This window comes from Micromonospora chersina, from assembly GCF_900091475.1.
Classification (GTDB): domain Bacteria; phylum Actinomycetota; class Actinomycetes; order Mycobacteriales; family Micromonosporaceae; genus Micromonospora; species Micromonospora chersina.
The window spans coordinates 6,435,786-6,457,805 of record NZ_FMIB01000002.1 but is presented as its reverse complement, the minus strand read 5'-3'; the positions used below and the strand labels follow the sequence as shown (position 1 = coordinate 6,457,805).

20 protein-coding genes are annotated in these 22,020 nt (G+C 72.8%); 3 read left to right on the top strand and 17 right to left on the bottom strand.

The features are described from left to right. Window positions 1–44: 44 nt before the first annotated feature. From GA0070603_RS30065 to GA0070603_RS30030, 8 genes are all read right to left on the bottom strand, one after another. The gene (locus tag GA0070603_RS30065; RefSeq protein WP_091320984.1) at window positions 45–839 is read right to left on the bottom strand and encodes a hypothetical protein; all 795 of its coding nucleotides are present in this window, start codon (window positions 837–839) and stop codon (window positions 45–47) included. Between the two features lie 58 nt (window positions 840–897). After that, window positions 898–1,491: a nucleotidyltransferase family protein gene (locus GA0070603_RS30060; protein WP_091320982.1), complete on the bottom strand. Its 594-nt coding sequence runs from the start codon at window positions 1,489–1,491 to the stop codon at window positions 898–900. Window positions 1,492–1,634: 143 nt separating this feature from the next. Beyond that, window positions 1,635–3,308 (bottom strand): bifunctional 3'-5' exonuclease/DNA polymerase, encoded by a 1,674-nt coding sequence (locus GA0070603_RS30055; protein ID WP_425270490.1) that lies wholly within the window; start codon window positions 3,306–3,308, stop codon window positions 1,635–1,637. A gap of 63 nt (window positions 3,309–3,371) precedes the next feature. Next, complete coding sequence (locus tag GA0070603_RS30050; protein WP_091320977.1) at window positions 3,372–4,325, bottom strand: carbohydrate ABC transporter permease; 954 nt, start codon at window positions 4,323–4,325, stop codon at window positions 3,372–3,374. 13 nt (window positions 4,326–4,338) lie between these two features. Further along, the gene (locus GA0070603_RS30045) at window positions 4,339–5,280 is read right to left on the bottom strand and encodes a carbohydrate ABC transporter permease (RefSeq protein ID WP_091320976.1); all 942 of its coding nucleotides are present in this window, start codon (window positions 5,278–5,280) and stop codon (window positions 4,339–4,341) included. Window positions 5,281–5,302: 22 nt separating this feature from the next. Next, window positions 5,303–6,718: an N-acetylglucosamine/diacetylchitobiose ABC transporter substrate-binding protein gene (ngcE, locus tag GA0070603_RS30040; RefSeq protein ID WP_091320974.1), complete on the bottom strand. Its 1,416-nt coding sequence runs from the start codon at window positions 6,716–6,718 to the stop codon at window positions 5,303–5,305. 24 nt (window positions 6,719–6,742) lie between these two features. Further along, window positions 6,743–7,492 (bottom strand): SIS domain-containing protein, encoded by a 750-nt coding sequence (locus tag GA0070603_RS30035; protein WP_091320972.1) that lies wholly within the window; start codon window positions 7,490–7,492, stop codon window positions 6,743–6,745. Further along, on the bottom strand, window positions 7,489–8,451 hold the full coding sequence (locus GA0070603_RS30030) for a MurR/RpiR family transcriptional regulator (RefSeq protein WP_091320970.1): 963 nt from the start codon (window positions 8,449–8,451) through the stop codon (window positions 7,489–7,491). Before GA0070603_RS30030 ends, GA0070603_RS30035 begins: the two co-directional genes overlap by 4 nt. 153 nt (window positions 8,452–8,604) lie before the next feature. On the opposite strand from GA0070603_RS30030, the gene GA0070603_RS30025 reads away from it, so the two are divergent. After that, the gene (locus GA0070603_RS30025) at window positions 8,605–9,591 is read left to right on the top strand and encodes an N-acetylglucosamine kinase (protein WP_091320968.1); all 987 of its coding nucleotides are present in this window, start codon (window positions 8,605–8,607) and stop codon (window positions 9,589–9,591) included. 272 nt (window positions 9,592–9,863) lie between these two features. Here GA0070603_RS30025 and GA0070603_RS30020 read toward each other — a convergent pair whose 3' ends face one another. The 4 genes from GA0070603_RS30020 to ngcE (GA0070603_RS30005) form a co-directional block, all read right to left on the bottom strand. Next, window positions 9,864–10,421 (bottom strand): hypothetical protein, encoded by a 558-nt coding sequence (locus GA0070603_RS30020; protein ID WP_091320966.1) that lies wholly within the window; start codon window positions 10,419–10,421, stop codon window positions 9,864–9,866. Window positions 10,422–10,528: 107 nt separating this feature from the next. Continuing rightward, entirely contained in the window at window positions 10,529–11,434 is a 906-nt protein-coding gene (locus GA0070603_RS30015; RefSeq protein ID WP_091320964.1) for a carbohydrate ABC transporter permease, read from the bottom strand. Then, window positions 11,431–12,339: a carbohydrate ABC transporter permease gene (locus tag GA0070603_RS30010; RefSeq protein WP_091320962.1), complete on the bottom strand. Its 909-nt coding sequence runs from the start codon at window positions 12,337–12,339 to the stop codon at window positions 11,431–11,433. The genes GA0070603_RS30015 and GA0070603_RS30010 overlap by 4 nt, the downstream gene beginning before the upstream one ends. Window positions 12,340–12,400: 61 nt before the next feature. Further along, window positions 12,401–13,816, bottom strand: coding sequence for an N-acetylglucosamine/diacetylchitobiose ABC transporter substrate-binding protein (gene ngcE, locus GA0070603_RS30005; RefSeq protein WP_091320960.1), 1,416 nt, complete (start codon window positions 13,814–13,816; stop codon window positions 12,401–12,403). A gap of 172 nt (window positions 13,817–13,988) precedes the next feature. On the opposite strand from ngcE (GA0070603_RS30005), the gene GA0070603_RS30000 reads away from it, so the two are divergent. Continuing rightward, entirely contained in the window at window positions 13,989–15,386 is a 1,398-nt protein-coding gene (locus GA0070603_RS30000; protein WP_091320958.1) for an acyltransferase family protein, read from the top strand. Here GA0070603_RS30000 and GA0070603_RS29995 read toward each other — a convergent pair. The 4 genes from GA0070603_RS29995 to GA0070603_RS29980 form a co-directional block, all read right to left on the bottom strand. Beyond that, entirely contained in the window at window positions 15,358–16,848 is a 1,491-nt protein-coding gene (locus tag GA0070603_RS29995) for a CoA-acylating methylmalonate-semialdehyde dehydrogenase (protein ID WP_091320956.1), read from the bottom strand. The genes GA0070603_RS30000 and GA0070603_RS29995 overlap by 29 nt on opposite strands. Then, window positions 16,845–18,152, bottom strand: coding sequence for an aspartate aminotransferase family protein (locus GA0070603_RS29990; protein ID WP_091320954.1), 1,308 nt, complete (start codon window positions 18,150–18,152; stop codon window positions 16,845–16,847). Before GA0070603_RS29990 ends, GA0070603_RS29995 begins: the two co-directional genes overlap by 4 nt. 105 nt (window positions 18,153–18,257) lie before the next feature. Continuing rightward, window positions 18,258–19,061, bottom strand: a complete 804-nt coding sequence (locus tag GA0070603_RS31655) for a hypothetical protein (protein ID WP_091320952.1) — start codon at window positions 19,059–19,061, stop codon at window positions 18,258–18,260. 5 nt (window positions 19,062–19,066) lie between these two features. Beyond that, window positions 19,067–19,924: a hypothetical protein gene (locus GA0070603_RS29980; RefSeq protein ID WP_139131949.1), complete on the bottom strand. Its 858-nt coding sequence runs from the start codon at window positions 19,922–19,924 to the stop codon at window positions 19,067–19,069. Window positions 19,925–20,027: 103 nt separating this feature from the next. Here GA0070603_RS29980 and GA0070603_RS29975 point away from each other — a divergent pair, with 103 nt between their 5' ends. Next, window positions 20,028–21,005 carry a hypothetical protein gene (locus GA0070603_RS29975; RefSeq protein ID WP_244282651.1) on the top strand — a complete coding sequence of 326 codons (978 nt, stop codon included), beginning with the start codon at window positions 20,028–20,030 and terminating at the stop codon, window positions 21,003–21,005. Window positions 21,006–21,064: 59 nt separating this feature from the next. Here GA0070603_RS29975 and GA0070603_RS29970 read toward each other — a convergent pair whose 3' ends face one another. Next, entirely contained in the window at window positions 21,065–21,730 is a 666-nt protein-coding gene (locus GA0070603_RS29970) for a Tat pathway signal sequence domain protein (protein WP_091320944.1), read from the bottom strand. Between the last annotated feature and the right edge of the window lie 290 nt (window positions 21,731–22,020).

The following is a 22,020-nucleotide window of genomic DNA, read 5'->3' as shown; positions in this document are numbered from 1 at the left end:
CTACGACACCGCGGAGCAGCGGCCGTCAGCGGCGTCGCCGGCGGTCACGGCTCGGGCAGGTCGGCGCACAGCTTCGTCGGGAACGCCGGCTCCACGGTGCGGACCCGTCCGCAGCCGGCCTCCGTCGAACCGGCGATCGTGGCCCAGCCGCGCTCGCCGGCCCAGCGCAGGAAATAGCGGCGTACGGTGACCGTCGACTCGCAGCCCGGCCTCGGCTCGGCGCCGCACGGCACCGGGTCGAACGGCACCGTCATGACCAGCCAGGTGCCGTCGCAGCCCTCCGGCGAGCCGACGGAGTGGCGGGACACGTCCATGCCCCGCACGGCGATGCTGATCCAGGCCGGGTCGCAGTGGTCCGCGGGCATCGGGTCACAGCCGAACGTGGGATCGCAGCGGCGGTACTCCGCGCCGTCGCGCTTCCACGGCTCCTGGTTGAGCACGACCAGGCGGCCGGCGATCGGCCCCGGCGCGGTCAGCCGCACCTCGCCCGGTGTGGTGGTCGGGCAGGCGCCCACCACCCCCGACAGGCGCGAGTCCTGCACCACGTTGGCGAAGATGCGGTTGTTCTCCTCGACGAAGTAGGTGATCCGCGGATTCCGGGAGCACCCCTCGGCGTCGGCGAGCAGCGCCACGGTCAGCACCAGCGAGCGCGGGTCGTCGGTGAGGCGTACCGCCGTGACGTCGGCCTGGTAGGTGCCCCAGGTGGCGCCCTCGGTGGGGTCGCTCCGAGGGGGTCCGTCGCTCGGCGCGGGTCCGTCGCCCGGTGTGGGCGCCTGGCCGGGTGCGGCGCAGCTCAGGAGCGCGGCCAGGCACAGCAGGGCGATGGCGGGTCGGCGCATGGCTGCGAGTCTCGCCGCGCCGCCGGCCCGCCGCATCCGTACGCGTACTCAGTCCACCTCAGACGCCGACGCGCTGCTCCGGGATGCTGAGGCCGTAAAGGGCCATGAGTTCCGGGCTGTCGATCCGGCTGCCGTCGGCAACCGAGTCGCAGGCGATGTCGACGATCTGGTCCTTGTGCGCCAGCAGGTAGGGCCGGGCGCCGACGTCGGCGCTGGCCAGGGTGGCGATGCCGGACCAGTGCCGGCGGCCGAAGAGCATCGGGTAGCCGCGCAGCCCGTCGTAGGTGGCGCAGACCAGCACGTCGGGGTACGGCAGGGCGGCGACCCGGCGGACCGCCACGGCGGTGAGCCCGGGCATGTCCACCGGCACCACGACCACGGCCTCGATGGTCTCGTCGGTCAGCGCGGCCAGCCCGGCCCGGATCGAGGAGCCGACCCCGGTCCCCCAGGCCCGGTTGACCACCACGGTGGCCCCGCTCAGGTCGGTCGTCTGCCGCACCTGCTCCGCCGCCGCGCCCAGCACGACCACGACCTCCACGCAGCCCGCCTCGGTCATCGTGTCGATCATCTGGCTCACCAGGGGCTTCTCGCCCTGGCGCAGCAGCGCCTCGGGTCCACCGATCCGGCGGCCCCCACCAGCGGCGATGATCATTCCTGCGATCCGGTTCAGCGGTGCCCCCTCGACCTGGGGGACAGACCGGAGGCAGCAGCGCCCGGTCCGTCCCGTCGTACGCACACCGGGCCCAACGAGCGCGCCGGGGGGCGGGTAGCGGGGCAAAACGGAAAATTGCGTGGCTATGCCGCGTCGGCGTAGCAGTCCACCACCGACAGGTCGAGCGGGAAGCGGACCGGCGTCTCGCCGAACAGCAGCCGGGTGGCCCGCGCCCCGGCCTCGGTGACCGCCGCGGCGACCGACCCGGCCGCCTCGGCCGGGCAGTGCACGATCACCTCGTCGTGCTGGAAGAAGACCAGCTCGGCCCCGCTGCCGGCCAGCTCGGTGCGGAGCGTGGCCAGCAGCGTGGAGGCCCACTCGGCGGCGGTGGCCTGGATGACGAAGTTGCGGGTGAACCGCCCCCGGGACCGGGCGGCCCGGGCGCGCGGGCTCTGCGGATCCGCCCCGGCGTCCACCACCGCCTCGTCGCCGTCGCCGAAACCGGCCGACCCCGGCGGGCAGGTACGCCCCAGCCACGACCGCACCAGCCCGCCCGCCTCGCCGGTGCGGGCGGCCGCCTCGACGTGGCCGAACGCGGTCGGGTAGTTCTTCCTGAGCACCGCCAGGGCGGGCACCGCCGCGCCGCCGGTCTGCCCGTACATGGCGCCGAGCAGGGCCACCTTGGCCCGGGCCCGGTCACCGGCGAAGGCGTCCCGGGCCAGCGCCGCGTAGAGGTCACCGGCGCCACCGGCGGCGGCCAGCCGCTCGTCGCCGGAGACCGCGGCGAGCACCCGTGGTTCGAGCTGGCCCGCGTCGGCCACCACGAAGGTCCAGCCCGGGTCGGCCACCACGGCCCGCCGGATCACCTTCGGAATCTGCAACGCCCCGCCGCCCCGGGTGGCCCACCGGCCGGACACCACGCCGCCCGGCACGTACTCCGGGTGGAAGCGGCCGCCGGAGACCCAGGCGTCGCGCCAGGCCCAGCCGTGCGCCGTCCAGATCCGGTAGAGCTCCTTGTATTCCAGGACCAGCGGCACCGCCGGGTGCTCCACCCCGCGCAGCACCCAGGCCCGGGTGTTCGGCAGCTCCACGCCCGCGCGGGCGAACGCCTTGAGCAGCTCGGCCGGGGAGTCGGCGTGCAGCTGGCGGACGCCGAACGCGTCGGCGATCCGGGCCGCCAGCTCGGCCAGCCGGCGGGGCGGTCCCCCGACCGGGGACGCCTCGCCGAGCAGGTCGGCCAGGATGGCGTCGTGCACGTCGGCGCGCCAGGGCAGCCCGGCCGCGCCCATCTCGGCGGCGATCAGCGCGCCCGCCGACTCGGCGGCCACCAGCAGCCGGAACCGGCCGGGGTGTTCCGTCCGCGCGATCCGGGCGAGCTGGTCCGCGTACACCCGGGTCAACGCCGCGATGCCCGGACCGGGCGGCCCGGACGGCGCGTCGAAGAGCGCGTCCTGGCCATGACCGGGCGGCTCGGGCGGGCGCGGCGCCGGGTCCGGCGGGACCGGCGCCCCGGTGAGCCGGGCCCAGGCCGCGGCGAGCGAGCGCGGCTCGCCCCAGCGGCCGGCGTGGCCGAGCAGCAGCGCCTCGGTCAGCTCGACGTCGTGGCACCTGTCGAGCCGGACGCCGGCGCGCAGCAGCGCCGGGTAGAGGGCGGCGCCGGCGGCGAAGACCCAGCGAGGGCGGTCGGCGGCCTCCCGGGCGGCCACCGCGGCGGCCAGGTCGGCCACCGGCTCGGCCGGGCCGGCCGCGCGACCGGCCGGGCCGAGGGGTTGCAGCACTCCCCCGCCCCGCTCGTCGGACTCCACCGCCACCAGCACGGACGCGATTCTGCCCGGCCCCTCCGACAGATGCCGGAGGGACCGGGCAGCGGGTAGCGGGCGTTACTTGCCGACGCCGGCCGTGAGGCCGGACTGCACCTGGCGCTGGAAGACGACGTACACGATCAGCACCGGCAGCATCGCCATGGTGACCCCGGCGAAGAGACCGGACCAGTCGGACTTGTAGCCCTGGTTGACCGACAGCTCGATCAGGCCCTGGGCGATCACCTGGTTCTTCGGCTCACCCGCGACCGGCTGCATGAGCAGGGTCGGCAGGTACCACTGGTTCCACTGGCCGAGCACGTTGAAGATGCCGATGCTGATCAGGCCGGGTCGGGCCATCGGCAGCATCACGCTGAAGAACGCCCGGGTGTGCGAGGCGCCGTCGACCATGGCCGCCTCGGCGATCGAGTGCGGCAGCGTCCGGAAGAACGAGTGCATGAAGAAGACGGTGAACGACAGCGACCACGCCACGTAGACGAGGATCAGGGTGAGGTGCTTGTTCGGGCCGAGCAGCGGGAACACGACGTTCATGTTGTAGACGCCCTTGAACAGCGGCACCGCGGCGAGATAGACCGGCAGGGTCAGCCCGGACAGGAACATCCAGTAGATCAGCCGGTTGCCCCGGAACTCGTAGCGCGCCAGCGCGTACGCCGCCATCGAGCCCAGCAGCATGGTCAGGGTCACGCTGAAGACGAGCACGATCAGCGTGTCCAGGAAGAAGCTGTCGATCCCGGCCGTCCAGGCCCGGGCGAAGTTGTCCCACTGGAGCGACTTGGGGAACAGCGACAGCGGCTCGCGGATGACCTCCGAGTCGGTCTTGAGCGCGGACATCACCACCCAGAGCAGCGGGTAGATCACCATGATCGCCCAGACCACGAGGAACAGGTGCGAGAAGCCGTTGAAGATCCGGCCGCCGATGCCGCTGCCGGCGGCTTCCGCCCGCCGGCCGGTCGGCCGGCCGGGGGGCGCCACGTCGGGTCGCTTCTGGCCGGAGGTGTGGGTCACCGTGCTCATCGTCCAGGCCTCCTCAGAACTCGATCCGGTCACGGCGGGTGATCCTCAGCTGGACGGCGGCCAGCAGGATGGTGAAGATGGCCAGCGCCACGGCGATCGCGCAGGCGTAGCCGAACTGGCCCTTCTGGAACGCGTTGAACTGGATCACCGAGGCGAAGATCTCGCTGGCGTGGTTCGGGCCGCCCTGGCTGGGCGTCATGACGAAGACCAGGGCGTACATGTCCAGGGCGATGAAGCCCAGGTAGACCCACGCGACCGAGATGGTGTCCCGGAGCAGCGGCAGGGTGACCCGGAAGAACGTGTGGAACCGGCCCGCCCCGTCGAGGATCGCCGCCTCGTAGATGTCCTTCGGGATCGACTGCATGGCCGCCGAGAAGAGGACCATGTAGAAGCCGGCGCCGCTCCAGATCGCGATGAGCAGCAGCCACCAGAGCACCGCGGGGATGCCGAGGAACGGCTCCGGGTCGGCGGTGAAGGCGATCGGGTTGTCCGCGTCGACCAGCCCGATCTTGATGAGCAGGCCGTTGATCAGGCCCTGGCTGTCGGTGCGGTAGATCTGCTGCCACATGACGGCGATGACCACCAGCGACAGCACCTGCGGGAAGAAGAAGATGACCTTGTAGAGGGCGGAGCCGAAGACCCCGCGGATGCCGGCCCTGTCCTCGCGTCCGCCCACGTTGAGCAGGAACGCGAGGAACAGGGCCAGCGCGATGGTGAACAGCGGCACGGTGACCAGGAAGAAGACGTTGTGCCAGAACGCCTTCCGGATCAGCTCGTCGGAGAGCAGCCGGACGTAGTTGTCCAGCCCGACGAAACGCTGGGAATCCGAGTACCCGCCCCAGTCGGTCAGCGAGTATCCCGCCGCCTGCGCGAACGGCCACACCACGTAGAACAGGTACAGCGCGACGGGCAGGGCCAGGAAGCCCGTGACGAAACGCGCGACTCCGTGCCGCATTGGACTCACTCTCTCCGTCGGATCAGGCGGTGCGGGTCTGCTTCTTGATCGACGAGTCCTTGGCGACCTTGTCGGCGGCCGCCTGCATCTTGTCGACGAACTGCTGCGCGGTGAGCCGGCCGGCCATCAGCTCCTCGGAGAGGTTCTGGCTCTCCTTGTCCAGGTCGGCGTAGAAGTCCTGGAACTTGACGGAGATGAGCTCGCTGCCGCCGTTCTTCATGAGGGCGTTGGCGCTGGAGAGCGCGGTGTCCTGCACGTTGTCGCCGGAGCCCTTGGTGGAGGCCAGCGACTTGGTCAGCTCGGCGAACTTGGCCGAACCCGCCTTCGACAGGATCGCCCGCAGGAACTCCTTCGCGGCCTCCTTGTTGGGGGCCTTGCTCGGCACGACGAAGCCCTCGCCGGACGCGGCGAACACGTCCTTCGGGGCCTTGTCGTCGGCGTTGTGCCAGTAGTCCGACAGGGTCAGCTCGAAGCCCGGCGGGATGGTGGCCGACATCTCGTTCTTCAGCCACGTGCCGACCTGGATGAACGCCGCCTTGCCGTCGAGCCACGCCTGCTGCGACTGGGTGTGGTCGAGCTTGCCCGGGAGGAGCAGCTTGTCCTTGACCAGCTTCTCCCACGGCTCCAGCGCCTTGAGCACGCCGTCGGCCTTCCAGGCGTTCTCCTTCAGGTTGTCGATGTCGACGACGACCTGCTTGCCGGCGGTCTTCCAGATGCTCGCCATGAGCGCCCAGCGCGGGTAGTAGCCGTGCACGGCGTCGTGCACGTACGGCGCCATGCCCTTGGCCTTGATCTTCGGGGCCAGCGCGAAGAACTCGTCCCAGGTGGTCGGCGCCTGCCAACCCTCCTTCTTGAACAGCGCGGCGTTGTACCAGTTGCCCCACACCGTGTACGCCACGTTCACGACGTAGAACTTGCCGTTCTGGGTGCCGTCGCCGACCGTGCCCGGCAGCAGGGAGTCGGCGACGGTGCCCTCGCTGTCCCACGCGGGCGCGGTGAGCAGGTCGTCGAGCGGCTCGATGGCGCCCTCGTTGATCAGCGTGCTGCGGTCCATCATGTCGGCGCCCGAGTTCATGACCAGGTCACTCGGCTGCGTCGCCATCTTCGGCTGCTCTTCGGTCTTGATCTTCTGGGTCGACGACATGTTGACCGTGACGTTCGGGTGCTTGGCGCTGAAGATGACCTTGTCTTCCTTGGCCCACTGGTCGCCCAGGCCGCCGTTGAAGATGACCACCTTGACGGCGCTGCCGTCCTTCACGCCGAACGGGTTGTCCTTGCTCTTGGCCCCGCCGCCGCCGTTGTCGGACTTCTCCGGCTCGCTGCCGGCGCAGGCGCTGAGCAGGCCCATCGCCGGGGCGGCGAGGAGGCCCGCCGCGGCGGCCCGCTGAAGCAGGGTCCGGCGGCTGAGGTCGCCGAGGTTCTCGGGGGTAACCGACATCTCTGTCTCTCCTTGTGGGTCGGGTCAGGCGGTCCGCCGGAGGCGCCCGGCGTACCGCGACTCGAGGGCGAGGTTGTGCTCGTCCCCACCGGGGACGTTGGCGGAGAGGTAGATAGGGGGTACCTCCCCGGCCTGGTGGAACCGTCGTACGACCTCGGCGGTCAGCAGCTGCGCCAGGAGCGCCGCCGTGACCGACGAGACCGCACAGACCGCGCCGCCGCCCTCGAGCGGCAGCAGTGCGTCGCCGTACGGCGCGCCGTTGTCCAGCACGACGTCGGCGAGGTCGGCGAGCCGGTGGCCGGACGGGTGCCGCGGGGCGACCCGTGCGGTGTGCTCGACCGAGGTGACCGCGATCAAGGGGTGGCCCTGCTCCCGGACCAGCGTCGCCAGCTCGACCACCGAGCCGTTGATGCCGGACTGTGAGGCGACCACGAACACGTCCTCCGGCTGCGGCGCCGCCAGGGCGTAGAGCTGGTGCGCCACGGCCGGGTCGCGTTCCAGCTTGGGGTCGGCGAGCACGTCGCGGGGCGCGTCGCCGTGCAGCACGAGGTCGTGCAGGGAGAGTCGGTTCGTCGGGACCAGGCCGCCGGCCCGGGCCACCAGCTCGGCGGCGAACGCCTCGGAGTGGCCGGCGCCGAACGCCTGGAGCACGCCGCCGGCGCGCATCCCGCCGGCGATCACGTCGGCCGCCCGGTCGACGGCCTCGGCCTGGGTGTCGACCAGGCGGTCGAGCACCGGGCGGACGGCGTCCGCGTACCGCTGGGCACTGATCATGAGGTGGCCCCCTTCTCGGCCTTGTGCCCGTCGACGGCCTGGGCGGTGCGCCGGAAGGCCGCGTGGGCGCGGTCGTGGGTGCGCTGCGCCACCGCGATGTAGAGCAGGTCGAGCACGACGAGCTGGGGGTGCCGCGCGGAGAGCGCGTCGGGCCGGAACGTGGTGGCCTGGCTGGCCGTGACCAGCACGATGTCGGCCAGCTCCGCCAGCGGCGAGCGGGGGAACCCGGTCAGCGCGACAGTGGTGGCGCCCCGGCTGCCCGCCTCGGCCAGCATCTCGATGGTCTCCCGGGTCTGCCCGGTGTGCGAGATGCCGAGCGCGACGTCGCCGACACCGAGCAGCGCGGCGCTGGCCAGCCCCTCGTGCACGTCGCTCCAGGCCCAGGCGGCCACTCCGATGCGGTGCAGGCTGAACTGCATCTCCTCGCCGACCAGGGCGCTGCCGCTGGCGCCGAAGATGTTCACCCGACTCGCCCCGGCGATGGCCACCGCGGCCCGCTCCACCTCGCCGAGGTCGAGCAGCGCGGCCGTGTCGTGCATGGCCCGGGTGTCGGCGGCCATGATCTGGTCGAGCACCCGGGCCAGCGGGTCGCTGGGCTGGATCTCCCGGCCGATGTCGACCGTCCAGCCCGCCGAGCGCGCCCGGCCGGTCTCCGCCGCGATGCCGAGCCGCAGGTCGGCGTACCCCTCGAAGCCCATGGCCCGGCAGAACCGGGTGATGGTCGCCGGTGAGGTGCCGCTACGCTCGGCCAGCTCGACGATTGTGGCCCGGGCCGCCGCCTCCGGATCGCTGAGCACGTGCTCGGCGACCCGGCGCAACGCCCCCGTCAGCTCCCCCGCCCCGGCCCGGACCCTGGCCAGCACCCCGTCGGAGGAGACGGCCACCGCACCCCGCCGGTCGACCGCGTCGGCGTCGACCACCGCGGTCCCCGCGGGGGTGTCCACCTCGTGATCAACCATGGGACGCCTTTCGGAAAAGAGTGTTAACTGTTAGTGGTAAAAGTTCTTACTGAAGGCCCCTCCGTGTCAAGGCCGTGGGCGAAGTTTTCAAACTGTTACCTGGCGCACAGCCCGGATCTTGCGCCCGGAGACGCGGCCGACCAGCATGAAGGGATGTCGGACACCGTCGTGGTCGGCCTCGACGTCGGGGGTACGTCCACCCGCGCCGCCGCCCTCAGCCTCGACGGGGCACGCCTCGGCGCCGGCCGTGCCGGCGGGGGCAACCCGACCAGCCACGGCGCCGAGCGGGCCGCCGCCGAACTCCTCGCCGCGCTGCGCGCCGCCCTCGCCGACATCGACCCCACCCGGGTCCGCGCCGGCGTCATCGGGCTGGCCGGGGCCGGCCGGCTCCTCGCCGACCCGCAGGGCCGGGCCGCCTTCGACCAGGCGTGGGCCGACGCGGGCCTGCGCTGCCCGTACGCGGTGCACGGCGACGCCCTGGTCGCCTACGCCTCGGGCACGTCCGCCCCGGACGGCACCGTGCTCATCGCCGGCACCGGTGCGATCGCCGCCCAGGTACGCGACCTGCGCCTCGACCGCACCGCCGACGGGCACGGCTGGCTGCTCGGCGACGCGGGCTCCGGTTTCTGGCTCGGCCGCGAGGCGGTCCGCCGGCTGCTCACCGACCTGGACCGGGCCGACCCGCCCGGCGACCTGGCCCGCCGGGTGCTCACCGACCTCACCGGCGCCACCGAGGTGGCCGCCCGCCCCCGCGCCACCGCCGAGGCCGTGGTGCAGGCGGTGACCCGCCGACCGCCGGTGGAACTGGCCCGGCTCGCGCCGCTCGTGGTGGCGGCGGCCCGCGACGGCGAGCCGGCCGGCGTGGCCCTGGTCGCGGAGGCGGCCGCGCTGCTCGCCGAGAGCGTCTCCCGGATCCGGCCGCCCGGCGCGACCGACCCGGTGGTGCTCGGCGGCGGCCTGCTCACCGGGGACACCCCCCTCGCCGCCGCGGTCCGCGCCGAACTGTCCCGCCGCTGGCCGGACGCCCCGCTGCGCAGCGCCGGCGACGGGGCCGCCGCGGCCGCCTGGCTCGCCGCCCGCGACCTGCCCGAGGTCGCCGACCCGGCAGCCCTCCACGCCCTGCTGGTCCCGCCAACCTGACGGACCCCGCCCACGCGGAAGCCACCCCCGACCACCCCGGCCACCCCCGACCGCCGCCACCCGCGTTGATCAAGAGGTTTGCGTCATCGTTCCGCCCGATCCCGACCCAAACTTCTTGGTCAACACCAGCGGACGGGGTCACGGCACGGCGGCGAGGCTGTGATCAGAAACGGTCAGGGCGGCGAGGCTGCGCGGCAGGGTGGGGCGCCGGGTGGAACGACAGAAGCGGGCCGGTCGACAGTGTGTCGACCGGCCCGCTTCGGGTGCCGGGTTCAGGCGTTCGGGTAGCCCTGCGGCTGGCCGTACTGACCCTGGGGCTGACCGTACTGGCCCTGCTGGGCGGGCTGGCCGTACTGGGGCTGCGGTGCCGGCTGGCCGTACGGCTGCTGCAGCGCCGGGTGGCCGGGCTGCTGCGGGGCCTGGCCGTACTGGCCCTGCGGCGCCTGGCCGTAGGGCGCCTGCGGGGTCTGGCCGTAGGGGGCGGGCTGGCCCTGCGGGGCCGGCCAACCCTGGCCCGGCGCGGACGGGGCGTACTGGCCGGGCTGGGGCGCGCCGGCGAACTGGTGCGCCGCCGCCTGCTCGCGGGCCTCCCTGCGGGCCTTCACCGCGCGCACGATCAGCAGGATCGGCAGGACGAAGACGTAGAAGAAGATCCGGTACGAGCCGCCCTCGAAGAGGAACATGAGGTAGAAGCCGTAGGCGAAGAAGGCCAGGCCGATGACCACGTTGAGGATCCGGGCACCGGTGCCCTGCTCCTTGATGGCGATGCCGATGGCGACCATGGCGATGCCGCCGAGCAGCAGCAGGAGGTCGTAGATGAGGAAGAACATGTGATTCCTGTCGATCGGTGAAGGTGCCGGCCCACGATAAGGGAGCCCTCAGCGGTCCCGCTGCCCCGTTGCCTGTGGCAACCAACACCTCACCGGCAGCCGACACCTCACTTGAGCTGCCCCGCGGTGAGACCCGCCTGGATCTGCCGCTGGAAGGTCACGTAGACGACCAGCACCGGCAGGACCGCGATGGTCAGGCCGGCGAAGAGCTGCGCGTAGTCGCCGGCGTAGCCCTGGTTGACGGCCAGGGCGTTGAGGCCCTGGGCGAGCATCCACTTCGACTCGTCGCCCTGCATGAGTACCTGCGGCAGCAGGAACTGGTTCCAGTGGCTGAGGAAGTTGAAGATGCCGACGCTGATCAGTCCCGGACGCGCCATCGGCAGCATCACCCGGAAGAAGAGCCGGAAGTGGCCGCACCCGTCGATGAGCGCCGCCTCGGCGATCGCGGTCGGCAGGGTGCGGAAGAACGCGGTCAGGAAGAAGACCGTGAACGGCAGCGAGTAGGCGGTGTAGACCAGGATCAGGCCGGTCCAGGTGCCGAAGAGGCCGGCGTTGCGGACCACGAAGAACAGCGGCACGAGGGCGAGGAAGACCGGGAACATCATCCCGCCGACGAACAGGTAGTAGACGACCTGCCGGCCACGGAAGTCGTAGCGCGCGAAGACGTACGCGGCGGCGGCGCCGAGGAGCATGGTGAGGGTCAGCGAGCCGGCCACCACGACGGCGCTGTTGAGGAAGTAGCGCCCGATGTGCGCCTTGGTCCAGGCGCGCGCCCAGTTGTCCAGGTGCAGCGCCTCGGGCAGCCCCCACGGGTCGGCGAGGATCTCGCCGTTGCTCTTCAGCGAGCTGAGCACCATCCAGGCCAGCGGCAGCACGGTCATGGCCGCCCAGAGCAGCAGGAAGCTGTGCGAGAAGACGTTCGCCACGCCCAGTTCCCGGCGCGGCGGCCGGTCGGTCGTCGGCTCGGCGGGGGTCGCCGGTGCCGGCCGGGTGCCGGAGTCCACACTGGTCATGAGTACTCGATCCGATCGCGCCGGGCGGCCCGCAGCGCCAGCACCGCCACCGAGAGGGTCAGGAAGAACATCACCACGCCCATCGCCGAGGCGTAACCGAACTTGGTCTCGCTGCCGAACGCGGTGTCGTACATCCGGTTGCCGATCACGTCGGTGGAGAAGTTCGGGCCGCCGTTGGTCATGAGCTGGACCAGGATGAACCCGTCCAGCGCGGCGATGGCCAGGTAGATCCAGGCGACCTGGACGGTGTCCCAGAGCAGCGGGATGGTGATCTTCCGCAGCATCACGGCCCGGGACGCCCCGTCGAGCATCACGGCCTCGTAGATGTCGCGCGGGATGGCCTGCATGGCCGCGCCGAAGAGCACCACGTAGAAGCCGACGTTGCTCCACACCATCACGGCCAGCACGCACCAGAAGGCGAACCGGGGGTCGCCGAGCCAGGCCGGGGTGGGCAGGCCGAGCGCGTGCAGCGCGCCGTTGAGCAGGCCGCTTCGCGGGTTGTAGATCTCCTTCCAGAGCAGCGCGATGATCACCACCGAGAGCACCTGCGGGAAGAAGTAGACCAGCCGGTAGACGGCCGTGCCCCGGACGCCGGTCACGCCGGCCCGGCCCTTGCGGCCGCCCATCGTGAGCATGGTGGCGAAGAACAGGCCGAGCGCGATGGTCAGCACCGGCACCACGAGCAGCAGGACCGCGTTGTTCTCCAGCGCGTTCCAGACGTAGCCGTCGTGCAGCAGGGTGCGGAAGTTCGCCATGCCGACCGGGTCGGCCTGCGCGGAGTAGCCCAGCCAGTCGGTGGTCGAGATCTGAAAGGCCTGAAGGTACGGCGAGAGCACGAAGACGCCGTACAGCACCAGCGGCGGCAGCAGGAAGCTGACGATCAGCGGGTATCTGCCATGTCGCACCTGGCGACCCCTCCCTGGTTCGACCGGTGGGGGCGGGCGGACCCGCCCCCACCGGGGCACGTCACGCGGCGCGCTTGTACTTCTTGATCGAGCTGTCCTGGGCGATCGAGTCGGCGCCCTTCTGGCACTGGTCGAGGAACTCGGCCGGCCCGATCCGGCCGCTGAAGAACTCGCCGCAGGCGGCGTCGACAAGGTTGCGCTCGAGCTTGCGGTAGTAGTTGTTGTAGACCCAGTTGAAGCCGTTGGATCCGGACGCCTCCAGCGCCTTGACCACGGTGTTCAGCCCGAACGGCAGCTCGACGCCCTCGGTGGCGCCGGCCACCACGGTGAGGCTGGCGACCTTCTTGGTGAAGTCCTGGGCGCCCTTCTTGGAGAGCATGGTCCGGAAGTACTCCAGCCCGCCGGCCACGTTCTTGGCCTTGGCCGGGACCATGAACGGCTCGCCGGCGGTGCCCCGGACCGCCTCGAACGGCAGCTTGTCGCCGCTGCCCAGGCTCGGGGTCGGCTGGACGGTCATGTTGAACCCGGCCGGGGTGACGTCCTTCTGCTCACTCTCCAGCCAGGAGCCGCAGGAGATGAAGGCGGCCTTGCCCTGGCACCAGGCGGTCTGCGACTGCTTGTGGTCCAGGCCGGGCGAACCCTCCAGGATGTACTTGTCCTTGACGATCTGGTGCCAGGCGTCCGCGGCGGCCTTCATGGCGTCGGACTTCCAGGCGTTGGGCTCCAGGTTGTCGATGGCCAGCGCCACCGACGGGCCGCCCAGCTTGATCGCCGTGGAGATCAGCGGCCAGCTCATGTAGCGCGGGTGGATGCCGGCGTACGTCCAGGGGGCGATGCCGGCGGCCTTGATCTGCTTGCAGAGCGCGATGTGCTCGTCCCAGGTCTTGGCGTACTGCCAGCCCCGGTCGGCGAAGAGCTTGGTGGAGTGCCAGATGCCGTACACCGTGTAGGTGTAGTTCATCACGAGGAACTTGCCGTCGTACGAGCCGACCTCGACGGCGCCGGGGAGCAGGGTGTCCTTGACCGTCTTGCCGGGGATGTCGAGGCTGGGCGCGGCGAGCAGGTCGCCGAGGTCGGCAAGGGCGTTCTGCGAGACGAGGCCGTTGAAGTCGATCTGCCCGGCGCCGGAGTTGTTCACCACGTCCGGCGGGGTGCCGTCGACGAAGCGCGGCTGGAGGGTCTTGCTGATCTCCTGGGTGGCGGAGTGGTTGATCTTCGCCTTCGGGTACTGCTCCTTGTACATGGCCTCGTGGGACTTGGCGTACTCCTCGCCGAAGCCGCCGTTGAAGATCACCACCTCGAGCGGGGCGTCCTCCTTGACACCGAGCGGGTTCTTCTCGCTCTTGGTGCCCTTGTAGGCGCCGGAGTCGCCCTTGTCGTCACCACCGGAGGTGGCGCAGCCGGCGAGCAGGCCGGCGGCGGGGGTGGCCAGCAGACCGGCGGCAGCGGTCCGCCGGAGGATCTCACGCCTGTTCATCGCATCTCCTCGGTCCGGGTACACATCGAGGCTCGGGGGTGCCATCTGTCGCTTGTCTTCAGTTCAGTTGATGTTGCTGAAGAATTTCTACGGCAGCGGGCTCCGGACCACAAGACCTCAGGACCGAACCGTTATCCGTACCGGCCGGCGCCGGCTGGCATAGCCTGAGCCCATGCGCCGCCTGCGGCAGCTCGCCGAGCGCACGCCGGCCGCCCGGGAGCGCTACGTCGACCTGCTCCGGGCCCTCGCCATCACCATGGTCGTGCTCGGCCACTGGGGCGTGACAGTCATCGGCTACGACCGGAACGGCCGTCCCGCCGGCCACTCGGCCCTCGGCGACCTGCCCTGGGCCTGGCCGCTGACCTGGGTGGCCCAGGTGATACCGGTGTTCTTCCTGGTCGGCGGCTACGCCAACGCCGCCTCGCTGGCCGCCCGCCGCGGCCGGGGCGGCACCCCCACGGGCTGGCTCGTCGACCGCAGCGCGCGGCTGGCCCGGCCCACCACCGCGCTGCTCGTGGTGCTGGCGGTCGGCGCCGCGGTGGCCACGCTGCGCGGCGCCGACGCCACCCAGGTCCGCACGGTGGTCTGGTTCGCCACCATCCCGCTCTGGTTCCTGGTGGCCTACCTCGTGGTGGTGCCGCTGACCCCACCCATGTACGCGCTGCACCGCCGCTTCGGGCTCGCCGTGCCGGTGGTGCTGGTCGCCCTGGTCGCGCTCGGTGACCTGGGCCGGCTGCTCGGCCCGGCCGGGCTGGCGAGCGGCAACTACCTGTTCGGCTGGCTGGCCGTACACCAGCTCGGCTTCGCCTGGTACGACGCCCGCACCGGGCAGCCCGAGGGCCGGCCGGCCCGGCCGGGCGGCGCCGGGCCCCGAGGCCTGCGCCGGCGCCGGCTGCCGCTGTCCCGCCGGGCCGGGGCGGTCCTGCTCGGCGGCGGGCTGGCCGCGCTGCTGCTGCTCACCGTCGTCGGGCCCTACCCGGTGGTGCTGCTCAACGTGCCCGGCGAGCGGCTGGACAACGCGGCCCCGCCGAGCCTGGCGCTGCTCGCCGCGGCCACCGCGCAGCTCGGCCTGATCCTGCTGCTGCGCGAGCCGGCGCAGCGCTGGCTGCGGCGCCCCCGCCCGTGGCAGGCGGTGATCGCGGTGAACGCCGTGGTGCTCACCGTCTTCCTCTGGCACCTGACCGCCGCGGTGCTGCTGGTCGGGCTGCTCGACGCGCTCGGCGTGCTGCCCACTCCCCCGGTCGGCACGGCGGCCTGGTACGCCTGGCGGGTCCCCTGGCTGCTCGCCCTCGCCGTGGTGCTGGCCGCGCTGGTCGCCGTCTTCGGCCCGATCGAGGCCCGCACCCGCCGCCCGCCCGACACTCATCCGGCGCGCGAGGGCACCCGCCGGCTGCGCACCGCGCTGGCCGTCCTCGGGTACGCCGGACTCGTCACCGGGCTGCTGCTGAACAGCCTCACCCGCAAGGCCGCGCCCGAGCCGCTCGGGCTGCCCGCCCCGGCGCTGGTGGCGTACCTGGCCGGGGCGGGGGTGCTGCGGCTGCTCAGGTCTGGGTGGGGAAGCCGAGGTTGACCCCGCCGTGGCGCGGGTCGAGCCAGCGGCTGGTGACCACCTTGCCCCGGGTGAAGAAGGCGACCCCGTCGGCGCCGTGCGCGTGCAGGTCGCCGAAGAGAGACGCCTTCCAGCCGCCGAACGAGTAGTAGGCCATCGGCACCGGGATGGGCACGTTGACGCCGACCATGCCGACCTCGACCTCGTGCTGGTAGCGCCGGGCGGCCCCGCCGTCGTTGGTGAAGATCGCCGTGCCGTTGCCGTACGGGTTGGCGTTGACCAGCTCGACCGCCTCGTCGTACGAGCCGACGCGGACCACGCCGAGCACCGGGCCGAAGATCTCGTCGGTGTAGATCGACATCTCCGGTGTGACGTGGTCGAAGAGCGTCGGGCCGAGCCAGAACCCGTCGGCGTCCCCGTCCGGGGTCACCTCGCGCCCGTCCACCACCGGCACGGCGCCGGCCGCGATGCCGGACTCCACGTAGGAGCGGACCCGCTCGGCGTGCGCGGCGGTGACCAGCGGGCCCATGTCGCAGCCCCGCCGGCCGTCCCCGGTGCGCAGCCGGCCCATCCGCTCGGCGATCCGGGCGACCAGGGCGTCGGCGACCGGCTCCACCGCGACCAGCGCGGAGATCGCCATGCAGCGCTCGCCCGCCGAGCCGAAGCCGGCGTTGACCGCCGCGTCGGCCGCCAGGTCCAGGTCGGCGTCGGGGAGCACCACCATGTGGTTCTTCGCCCCGCCCAGCGCCTGCACGCGCTTGCCGGCCAGCGAGCCGCGCTGGTGCACGTACCGGGCCACCGGGGTGGAGCCGACGAACGACACCGCCTTGACGCCCGGGTGGTCGAGCAGCGCGTCGACCGCCTCCTTGTCGCCGTTGACCACGTTGAACACGCCGTCCGGCAGCCCGGCCTCGGTGAACCACTCGGCCAGCAGCAGCGCCGCGCTCGGGTCCTTCTCGCTGGGCTTGAGCACCACGGCGTTGCCGCAGGCGATCGCGACCGGCACGAACCAGAGCGGCACCATCACCGGGAAGTTGAACGGGGAGATCACCGCCACCACGCCCAGCGGCTGCCGCAGGCTGTACGAGTCGACCTCGGTGGAGACGTTCTCGCTGAAGCCGCCGCGCAGCGCCGAGGGGATGCCGCAGGCGTACTCGATCACCTCCAGGCCGCGCTGCACCTCACCGGCGGCGTCCGCGAGCACCTTGCCGTGCTCGGCGGTGATCACCTCGGCGAGCCGGTCGCGCCGGGCGTTGACCAGCTCGCGGAAGGCGAACATGACGGCCGTCCGCTTGGCCAGCGAGGCGTCCCGCCAGGACCGGGCGGCCCGCTCGGCGGCCTCGACGGCGCCCGCCACGTCGGCGGCGGAGGCCAGCGCCACCTGCCCGGTACGCCGCCCGGTGGCCGGGTCGAAGACGTCCCCGCGCCGCTCGAAGTCCCCGCTGACCCGCTTCCCGTCGACGAAGTGCCCGATCGTGGTCATGCCGCCACCTCCGCGGCGACCGACGAGCGGATGGCCTCGACCAGGATGGCCAGGCCCTCGCGGGCCTCGTCCTCGGTCAGGGTCAGCGGCGGCCCCATCCGCACCACGTTGCCGAGCAGGCCGCCCTTGCCGACCAGCAGGCCGCCCTCCCGGCACGCCTCGAAGACCCGGGTGGTGAGCGAGGGGTCCGGTTCGGTGGTGCCCGGGCGGACGAACTCGACGCCGAGCATCAGGCCCTTGCCGCGGACCTCGGCGACGCAGTCGAGGTCGGCGGTGGCGGCCCGCAGGCCGTCGCCGAGGATCGCGCCCACCCGCGCCGCGTTCGCCTGGAGGTCGTGGTCGAGCAGGTAGTCGAGGACCGCGTTGCCGGCCGCCGTGGAGACCGGGTTGCCGCCGAAGGTGGAGAAGCTGATCGCCGGCACCGACTCCAGCACGTCGGCCCGGCCGACCACGCCGGCCAGGGCGAAGCCGTTGCCGATGCCCTTGGCGAAGGTGAGCAGGTCCGGGGTGATCCCGTGCGCCTGGTAGCCCCAGAAGTGCTCACCCGTGCGGCCCCAGCCGGTCTGCACCTCGTCGGAGACGAGCAGGATGCCGTGCTCGTCGAGCACCTTCTTCCAGGCGGCGAAGAGCCCGTCCGGGGCGTGCACGAAGCCGCCGACGCCCTGGATCGGCTCGGCGATCAGGCAGGCCACGTCGCCGGCGGTCTGGGTGGCGAGCACCTCGCGCAGGTCCTCCACGGCGGCGTCGATCCGGTCGCCCTCGTCGAGCCGGGCCAGCAGGCCGCGCAGCCGCTCGCCGGAGTGCAGCCAGGCCACCTGGAGCGGGTTGAGCGCGCTGGCCGACCAGCCCCGGTTGCCCGTGACGCCCATGGCGGCGTACGACCGGCCGTGGTAGCTGTTGCGCACCGCGAGGATCTGGTGCGAGCGGCGGTAGTTGGTGGCGACGAGCAGGGCCGCCTCGTTGGCCTCGGTGCCGGAGTTGGTGAAGAAGACCCGGGCGTCCGGGATGCCGGAGAGCCGGGCGATCTTCTCGGCCAGCTCGACCTGCTGCCGGATGAGGTAGAGCGTCGAGCTGTGGACGATGCCGGTGCGCAGCTGCCGTTCGACCGCCTCGCGGATCTCCGGGATGTCGTAGCCGATCATGTTGGTCAGCACGCCGCCGAAGAAGTCCAGGTAGCTGCGTCCGGACGCGTCGGTCACCCGGCGGCCCGAGCCGGCGACCAGCTCCAGCGGTTCGGCGTAGTAGAGCGGCATCCAGGACGGGAGCACGGCCCGGTGCCGGGCCAGCAGGTCGTCGGAGGTCATCGGCGCACCCTTCAGCGGCGGTTGGTCCCCCGCACGCTCTCACCACGGGGAGGCAGGGACAACTGTCACTGTGTAGCGCAGCGGGCCCGTCCGCCTGACACCACGTCAACCATCTCGTTGCGGTTTCCGGAGCGAAATCCGGCTGTCGCCCGCCCTTCCGCTGGCCAGACGGCTCATCGGCCACTCGATCCGCAGCAGCGTGCCGTTGCGGGGCAGGTGCAGGGCGGCGGCGACCAGCGCGAAGGCGGCCCAGCCGGCGGCCAGGGCCAACGCCGGCGAGGTGCCCTGGAGGTAGTGGTGGCCGGTGAGGAAGGCGACCAGGGCCAGGCTGTTGCGGGCGAAGTGCCGGCTGAACTCGGGAAGCTGGTGGCGGGCCTCGACGGCGACCAGCACCCCGGAGTACGGGAAGGTGACCACCATGCCGCGCAGCAGCCCGCCGAGCAGCCCGGTGAGCAACGCGCCGGCGAAGATGACCACGAGCTTGACCGGCGCGGTCAGGCCGTCCCGGCGGGTGTCCGCCGGCCGCGGTGGCGGCGCGGCGGCGGACCGGCGGCGCAGCAGCACCATGGCCAGCGCCCAGAGCGCCGCGGTGCCGGCCAGCGCCGCCTCGAACGGCACCGGCGCCGCGAGCGCCCCGGCGCTGAGCGCCACGTAGACCGCGACGCCGGCCAGGTCGGCGAGGAGGATCGGCCAGCGCAGCCGGCGGTGGGTGACCGCCACCGTGAGGAAGAACAGGTTCAGGCCGACCACGCCGAGCAGTTGCGCCCCCGCCACCGGGTGGCCGGTGGTGACCAGGGCGAGGGTCATCGGCAGCGGCAGGCTGTAGACGAACGCCCGCAGCCGGACCGACCGCAGCACGCTGACCGCCCAGACCACGGCAGTCACCAGCAGCACGGCGCTCCAGGTCACGGCGGTCAGCCCGCGAAGGTGGCGGCGTCGGCGCAGGTCCGGAAGACGCGGGTCAGCCGCTCCACGTCGGCGGGGTGGACGGAGAACTCGTTCTCGCTGATCTCGCCGTGGGCGGTCATCCTTCCCTCCCAGCAGCTCGACCCGTCCCAGACCGCCAGGTTGACGTGCAGGTGCGGGCTCACCGCGCCGATCGGCAGGAGGCCCACCCGCACGCCGGCCCGCCGCTGCGCCTCCACCAGCTCGGCCAGCTCGGGGCTGAGGGTGGCGTAGACGAAGACCCGGGTGATGCGTACGCCCCGGGCCAGGGCGGCCACGTTGGCCTCCCAGTAACGCCGGCCGACGTCGCCGCGCCACCAGCTCAGCTCGCCGCTGACCCGGGGCATCACGTTTGTCAGCCCGACCATCTCCCGCGCGCAGTCCCGGGTGGCCCCGACGAGGTCCTCGTCGTCGTCGCCGGGCCGGATGATCCGGCCCGCCGCGAGCTGCTCCGCCTGCCGGCGGAACTCCTCGAAGCGGCGCTGCGCCTCGACCGCGACCCGGGTGCCGGCGTGCCGCTCGGCCGCCTCGCGCAGCGCGCCGGCGACCTGTGGTGTGGCGCGGACCAGCCAGGGCGGCCCGTCCAGCAGCGTCCGCAGGTGGAACCGGCGCTCGGCCCGGGCCAGCGAGTCGAGCACCAGCGAGATGGTGACGCCCATCAGCCCGGCCAGCAGCGACTCCACCCCGGTGGCCGCGTTGGTCAGGTCGAGCGTCACGGACAGCAGGATGGAGAGGCTGATGCCGACCAGGGCCACCGGGTCGGTGTGGGCGACAAGCCGCACCAGGTTCTCCGCCGAGCCGGTCCGGCCCCGCGCGCGTCGCCGCATCGCCTCACCCGCCATCGGCCACCCCCGACCACTCGTGCGCCCAGGGTAGCCACGATCCACAACGGTCGGTCGGCGCCCGCCCACCGCCGGTAGCATCCGGCGGGTGCGGACGACGGAGGTGGCGCTGCCGGCCGGCGCGGCGGGGACGACCCGGGCGGAACTGACCGCGGGGGTACGGGCCTGGGTGGACTCGCCGCCCATGCGGACCCTGGTCGGGCACTTCGGCGGTGACTGGCCGGCCGGCGACCTGAGCGCGGTGCTGGCCGGGCTGGACGACTTCTCCGCCCGGCACTGGGACTTCCGCGGTGGGCGGGAACGCCCCGACGCCCGGGAGCCGGCGTTCGACCCGGCCACGGTCGGGCTGGTGCTCGACGCGGCGACGGCGCTGGGCCTGGTCCGGGCCGTCCCGCCGACCCTGCCCCGCTACGCGCACCTGCTGGTCCTGGGCGGCCTGGCGCACGCCTGCCTGCGGCGCACCGCGTACGCCGCGCACCTGGCCCGGACGGTCGCCGGCGTCGACGGCGAGGTGGCGGTGCTGGGCAGCTTCCGGGCCCTCTCCCCGGTCGAGTCGCGGATGCTCGCCGACCTCGGGGTGCACGGCTGCGCCACCGAGGTGGACGCCCTGGACGCCGGGGTGCGCGTGGCGTTCGGGGTGGACGCGCCGAGCGAGGAGATCGGCGAGGACGCGGACCACCCGCACCGGGCCTGGTCCTCGCGCACCTACCGGCCCGCCGGGCTGCCTCCGGTCCGGGTGCTCGCCGCCCCGTCCGGAGAGCCGGACCTCCGCCGGGCGCACACGGCCGACACCCAGCGGTTCTGGGCCGGGCACGTCCGGCTGCGCCAGGGGGATCCGGTGCTCATGGTGACCGCCCCCATCTACGTGCCGTTCCAGCACTGCGACGCGCTGCGTACGCTCGCCGTGCCGTTCGGCTGCGGGATCGACACGGTCGGGGTGGACCCGGCGCTGGACACGCCGGTCCGGGTGCCGGAGCCCACCCTCACGGCGGGGCGCTACCTCCAGGAGATCCGCTCCGCGCTCCGCTCGATGCGCGCGCTGCACGGGTTGCTGGCGGCCGGCTGACCGGCGCACGGCGGGGCCGGCGCACGGCGAACCGCCGCGCACCGGCCCGTGGACGGTGGTCAGTTGACGTAGACCGCCGGGCTGCCGGTCTTGCTGGTGTCCAGCACCGGCGAGTACCGCGCGGAGAAGTACGCGGTGGTGAAGCAGGTGCTGGGCCCGGAGGACTTGGTCAGGACCTGGTTGGTGAAGGTGATCGAGTTGGTGCTGTTGACGGCGGAGCCGGTCAGGCTGGCCGTCCGGTAGACACAGGTGGTCGGGCCGAGCAGCGTGTTCAGCACCACCGTGCTCTGGATCGAGCCGGAGATGGTGACCACGCCGGCGCTGGTCACCGAGGTGGCGTACGGCAGGTTGTTCACCGTGACGCTCTGCACGCCGGTCGTGCCGAACACGTTGCTGGTGCAGCTGGTGAAGCTCTGCGCGGTGAGGCTCTCGGTGGCCGTGCCGGGGGCGGCGGGGTTGGTCAGCACCGTGGCGCTGAAGGTGGACGCGGCGCACCGCACGCCGGTGGTGCCGGTGGTGGACGAGTAGAAGGTGGCGCTGGTGCCGCTGGCCAGGCTGGCCTTGACGACGTCGCCGGCGGTGACGGCGCTACCGCCGACGCTGCCGTAGGTCAGCACCGAGGAGGCGAGCGAGGTCGACGGGGCGGCGGCCGCGGGGGCGGCGCCGAGACCGGTCAGCAGCGCCAGCGCGGCGAGGCCCGCGCCGATTCGTCCGTACCTGGGCATGGTTCTTCCTTCCGGTGGTGGGACGGGGACGAACGGGACCGCACAGGCGGTCCCCGCCCGGCGGGGACGGCCGGGCGGTGACCCGCGGCCGTCCGAAATGGACGGACGCGGTGGAGACGCCGGGCGGCCACACGAGGCCGGCCGGGCGGTGGCGGGAGTTGCCGCGACGTCAGCGGGCGGGCCGGCGTGGCGCACTGCGGCGGAGCCGCGTCACCTGCGCCTTTCCGCCCTTGGGAGGGCACTCGTGCTCGGCGATAATGGCAGCCATCGAGCCCTCCTTCGACGAGCCA

Bases quoted from the DNA above. Each gene is read 5' to 3' on its own strand.
- GA0070603_RS30000 (WP_091320958.1), top strand. From the start codon at position 13,989: ATGCGCCGCCTGCGGCAGCTCGCCGAGCGCACGCCGGCCGCCCGGGAG.
- ngcE (WP_091320974.1), bottom strand. From the start codon at position 6,718: ATGTCGGTTACCCCCGAGAACCTCGGCGACCTCAGCCGCCGGACCCTG.
- GA0070603_RS29970 (WP_091320944.1), bottom strand. From the start codon at position 21,730: ATGCCCAGGTACGGACGAATCGGCGCGGGCCTCGCCGCGCTGGCGCTG.
- GA0070603_RS30025 (WP_091320968.1), top strand. From the start codon at position 8,605: ATGTCGGACACCGTCGTGGTCGGCCTCGACGTCGGGGGTACGTCCACC.
- GA0070603_RS30015 (WP_091320964.1), bottom strand. From the start codon at position 11,434: ATGACCAGTGTGGACTCCGGCACCCGGCCGGCACCGGCGACCCCCGCC.
- GA0070603_RS30030 (WP_091320970.1), bottom strand. From the start codon at position 8,451: ATGGTTGATCACGAGGTGGACACCCCCGCGGGGACCGCGGTGGTCGAC.
- GA0070603_RS29990 (WP_091320954.1), bottom strand. From the start codon at position 18,152: ATGACCTCCGACGACCTGCTGGCCCGGCACCGGGCCGTGCTCCCGTCC.
- GA0070603_RS30020 (WP_091320966.1), bottom strand. From the start codon at position 10,421: ATGTTCTTCCTCATCTACGACCTCCTGCTGCTGCTCGGCGGCATCGCC.
- GA0070603_RS29980 (WP_139131949.1), bottom strand. From the start codon at position 19,924: ATGCGGCGACGCGCGCGGGGCCGGACCGGCTCGGCGGAGAACCTGGTG.
- GA0070603_RS30060 (WP_091320982.1), bottom strand. From the start codon at position 1,491: ATGATCATCGCCGCTGGTGGGGGCCGCCGGATCGGTGGACCCGAGGCG.
- GA0070603_RS29995 (WP_091320956.1), bottom strand. From the start codon at position 16,848: ATGACCACGATCGGGCACTTCGTCGACGGGAAGCGGGTCAGCGGGGAC.
- GA0070603_RS30050 (WP_091320977.1), bottom strand. From the start codon at position 4,325: ATGAGCACGGTGACCCACACCTCCGGCCAGAAGCGACCCGACGTGGCG.
- GA0070603_RS30065 (WP_091320984.1), bottom strand. From the start codon at position 839: ATGCGCCGACCCGCCATCGCCCTGCTGTGCCTGGCCGCGCTCCTGAGC.
- ngcE (WP_091320960.1), bottom strand. From the start codon at position 13,816: ATGAACAGGCGTGAGATCCTCCGGCGGACCGCTGCCGCCGGTCTGCTG.
- GA0070603_RS30045 (WP_091320976.1), bottom strand. From the start codon at position 5,280: ATGCGGCACGGAGTCGCGCGTTTCGTCACGGGCTTCCTGGCCCTGCCC.
- GA0070603_RS30035 (WP_091320972.1), bottom strand. From the start codon at position 7,492: ATGATCAGTGCCCAGCGGTACGCGGACGCCGTCCGCCCGGTGCTCGAC.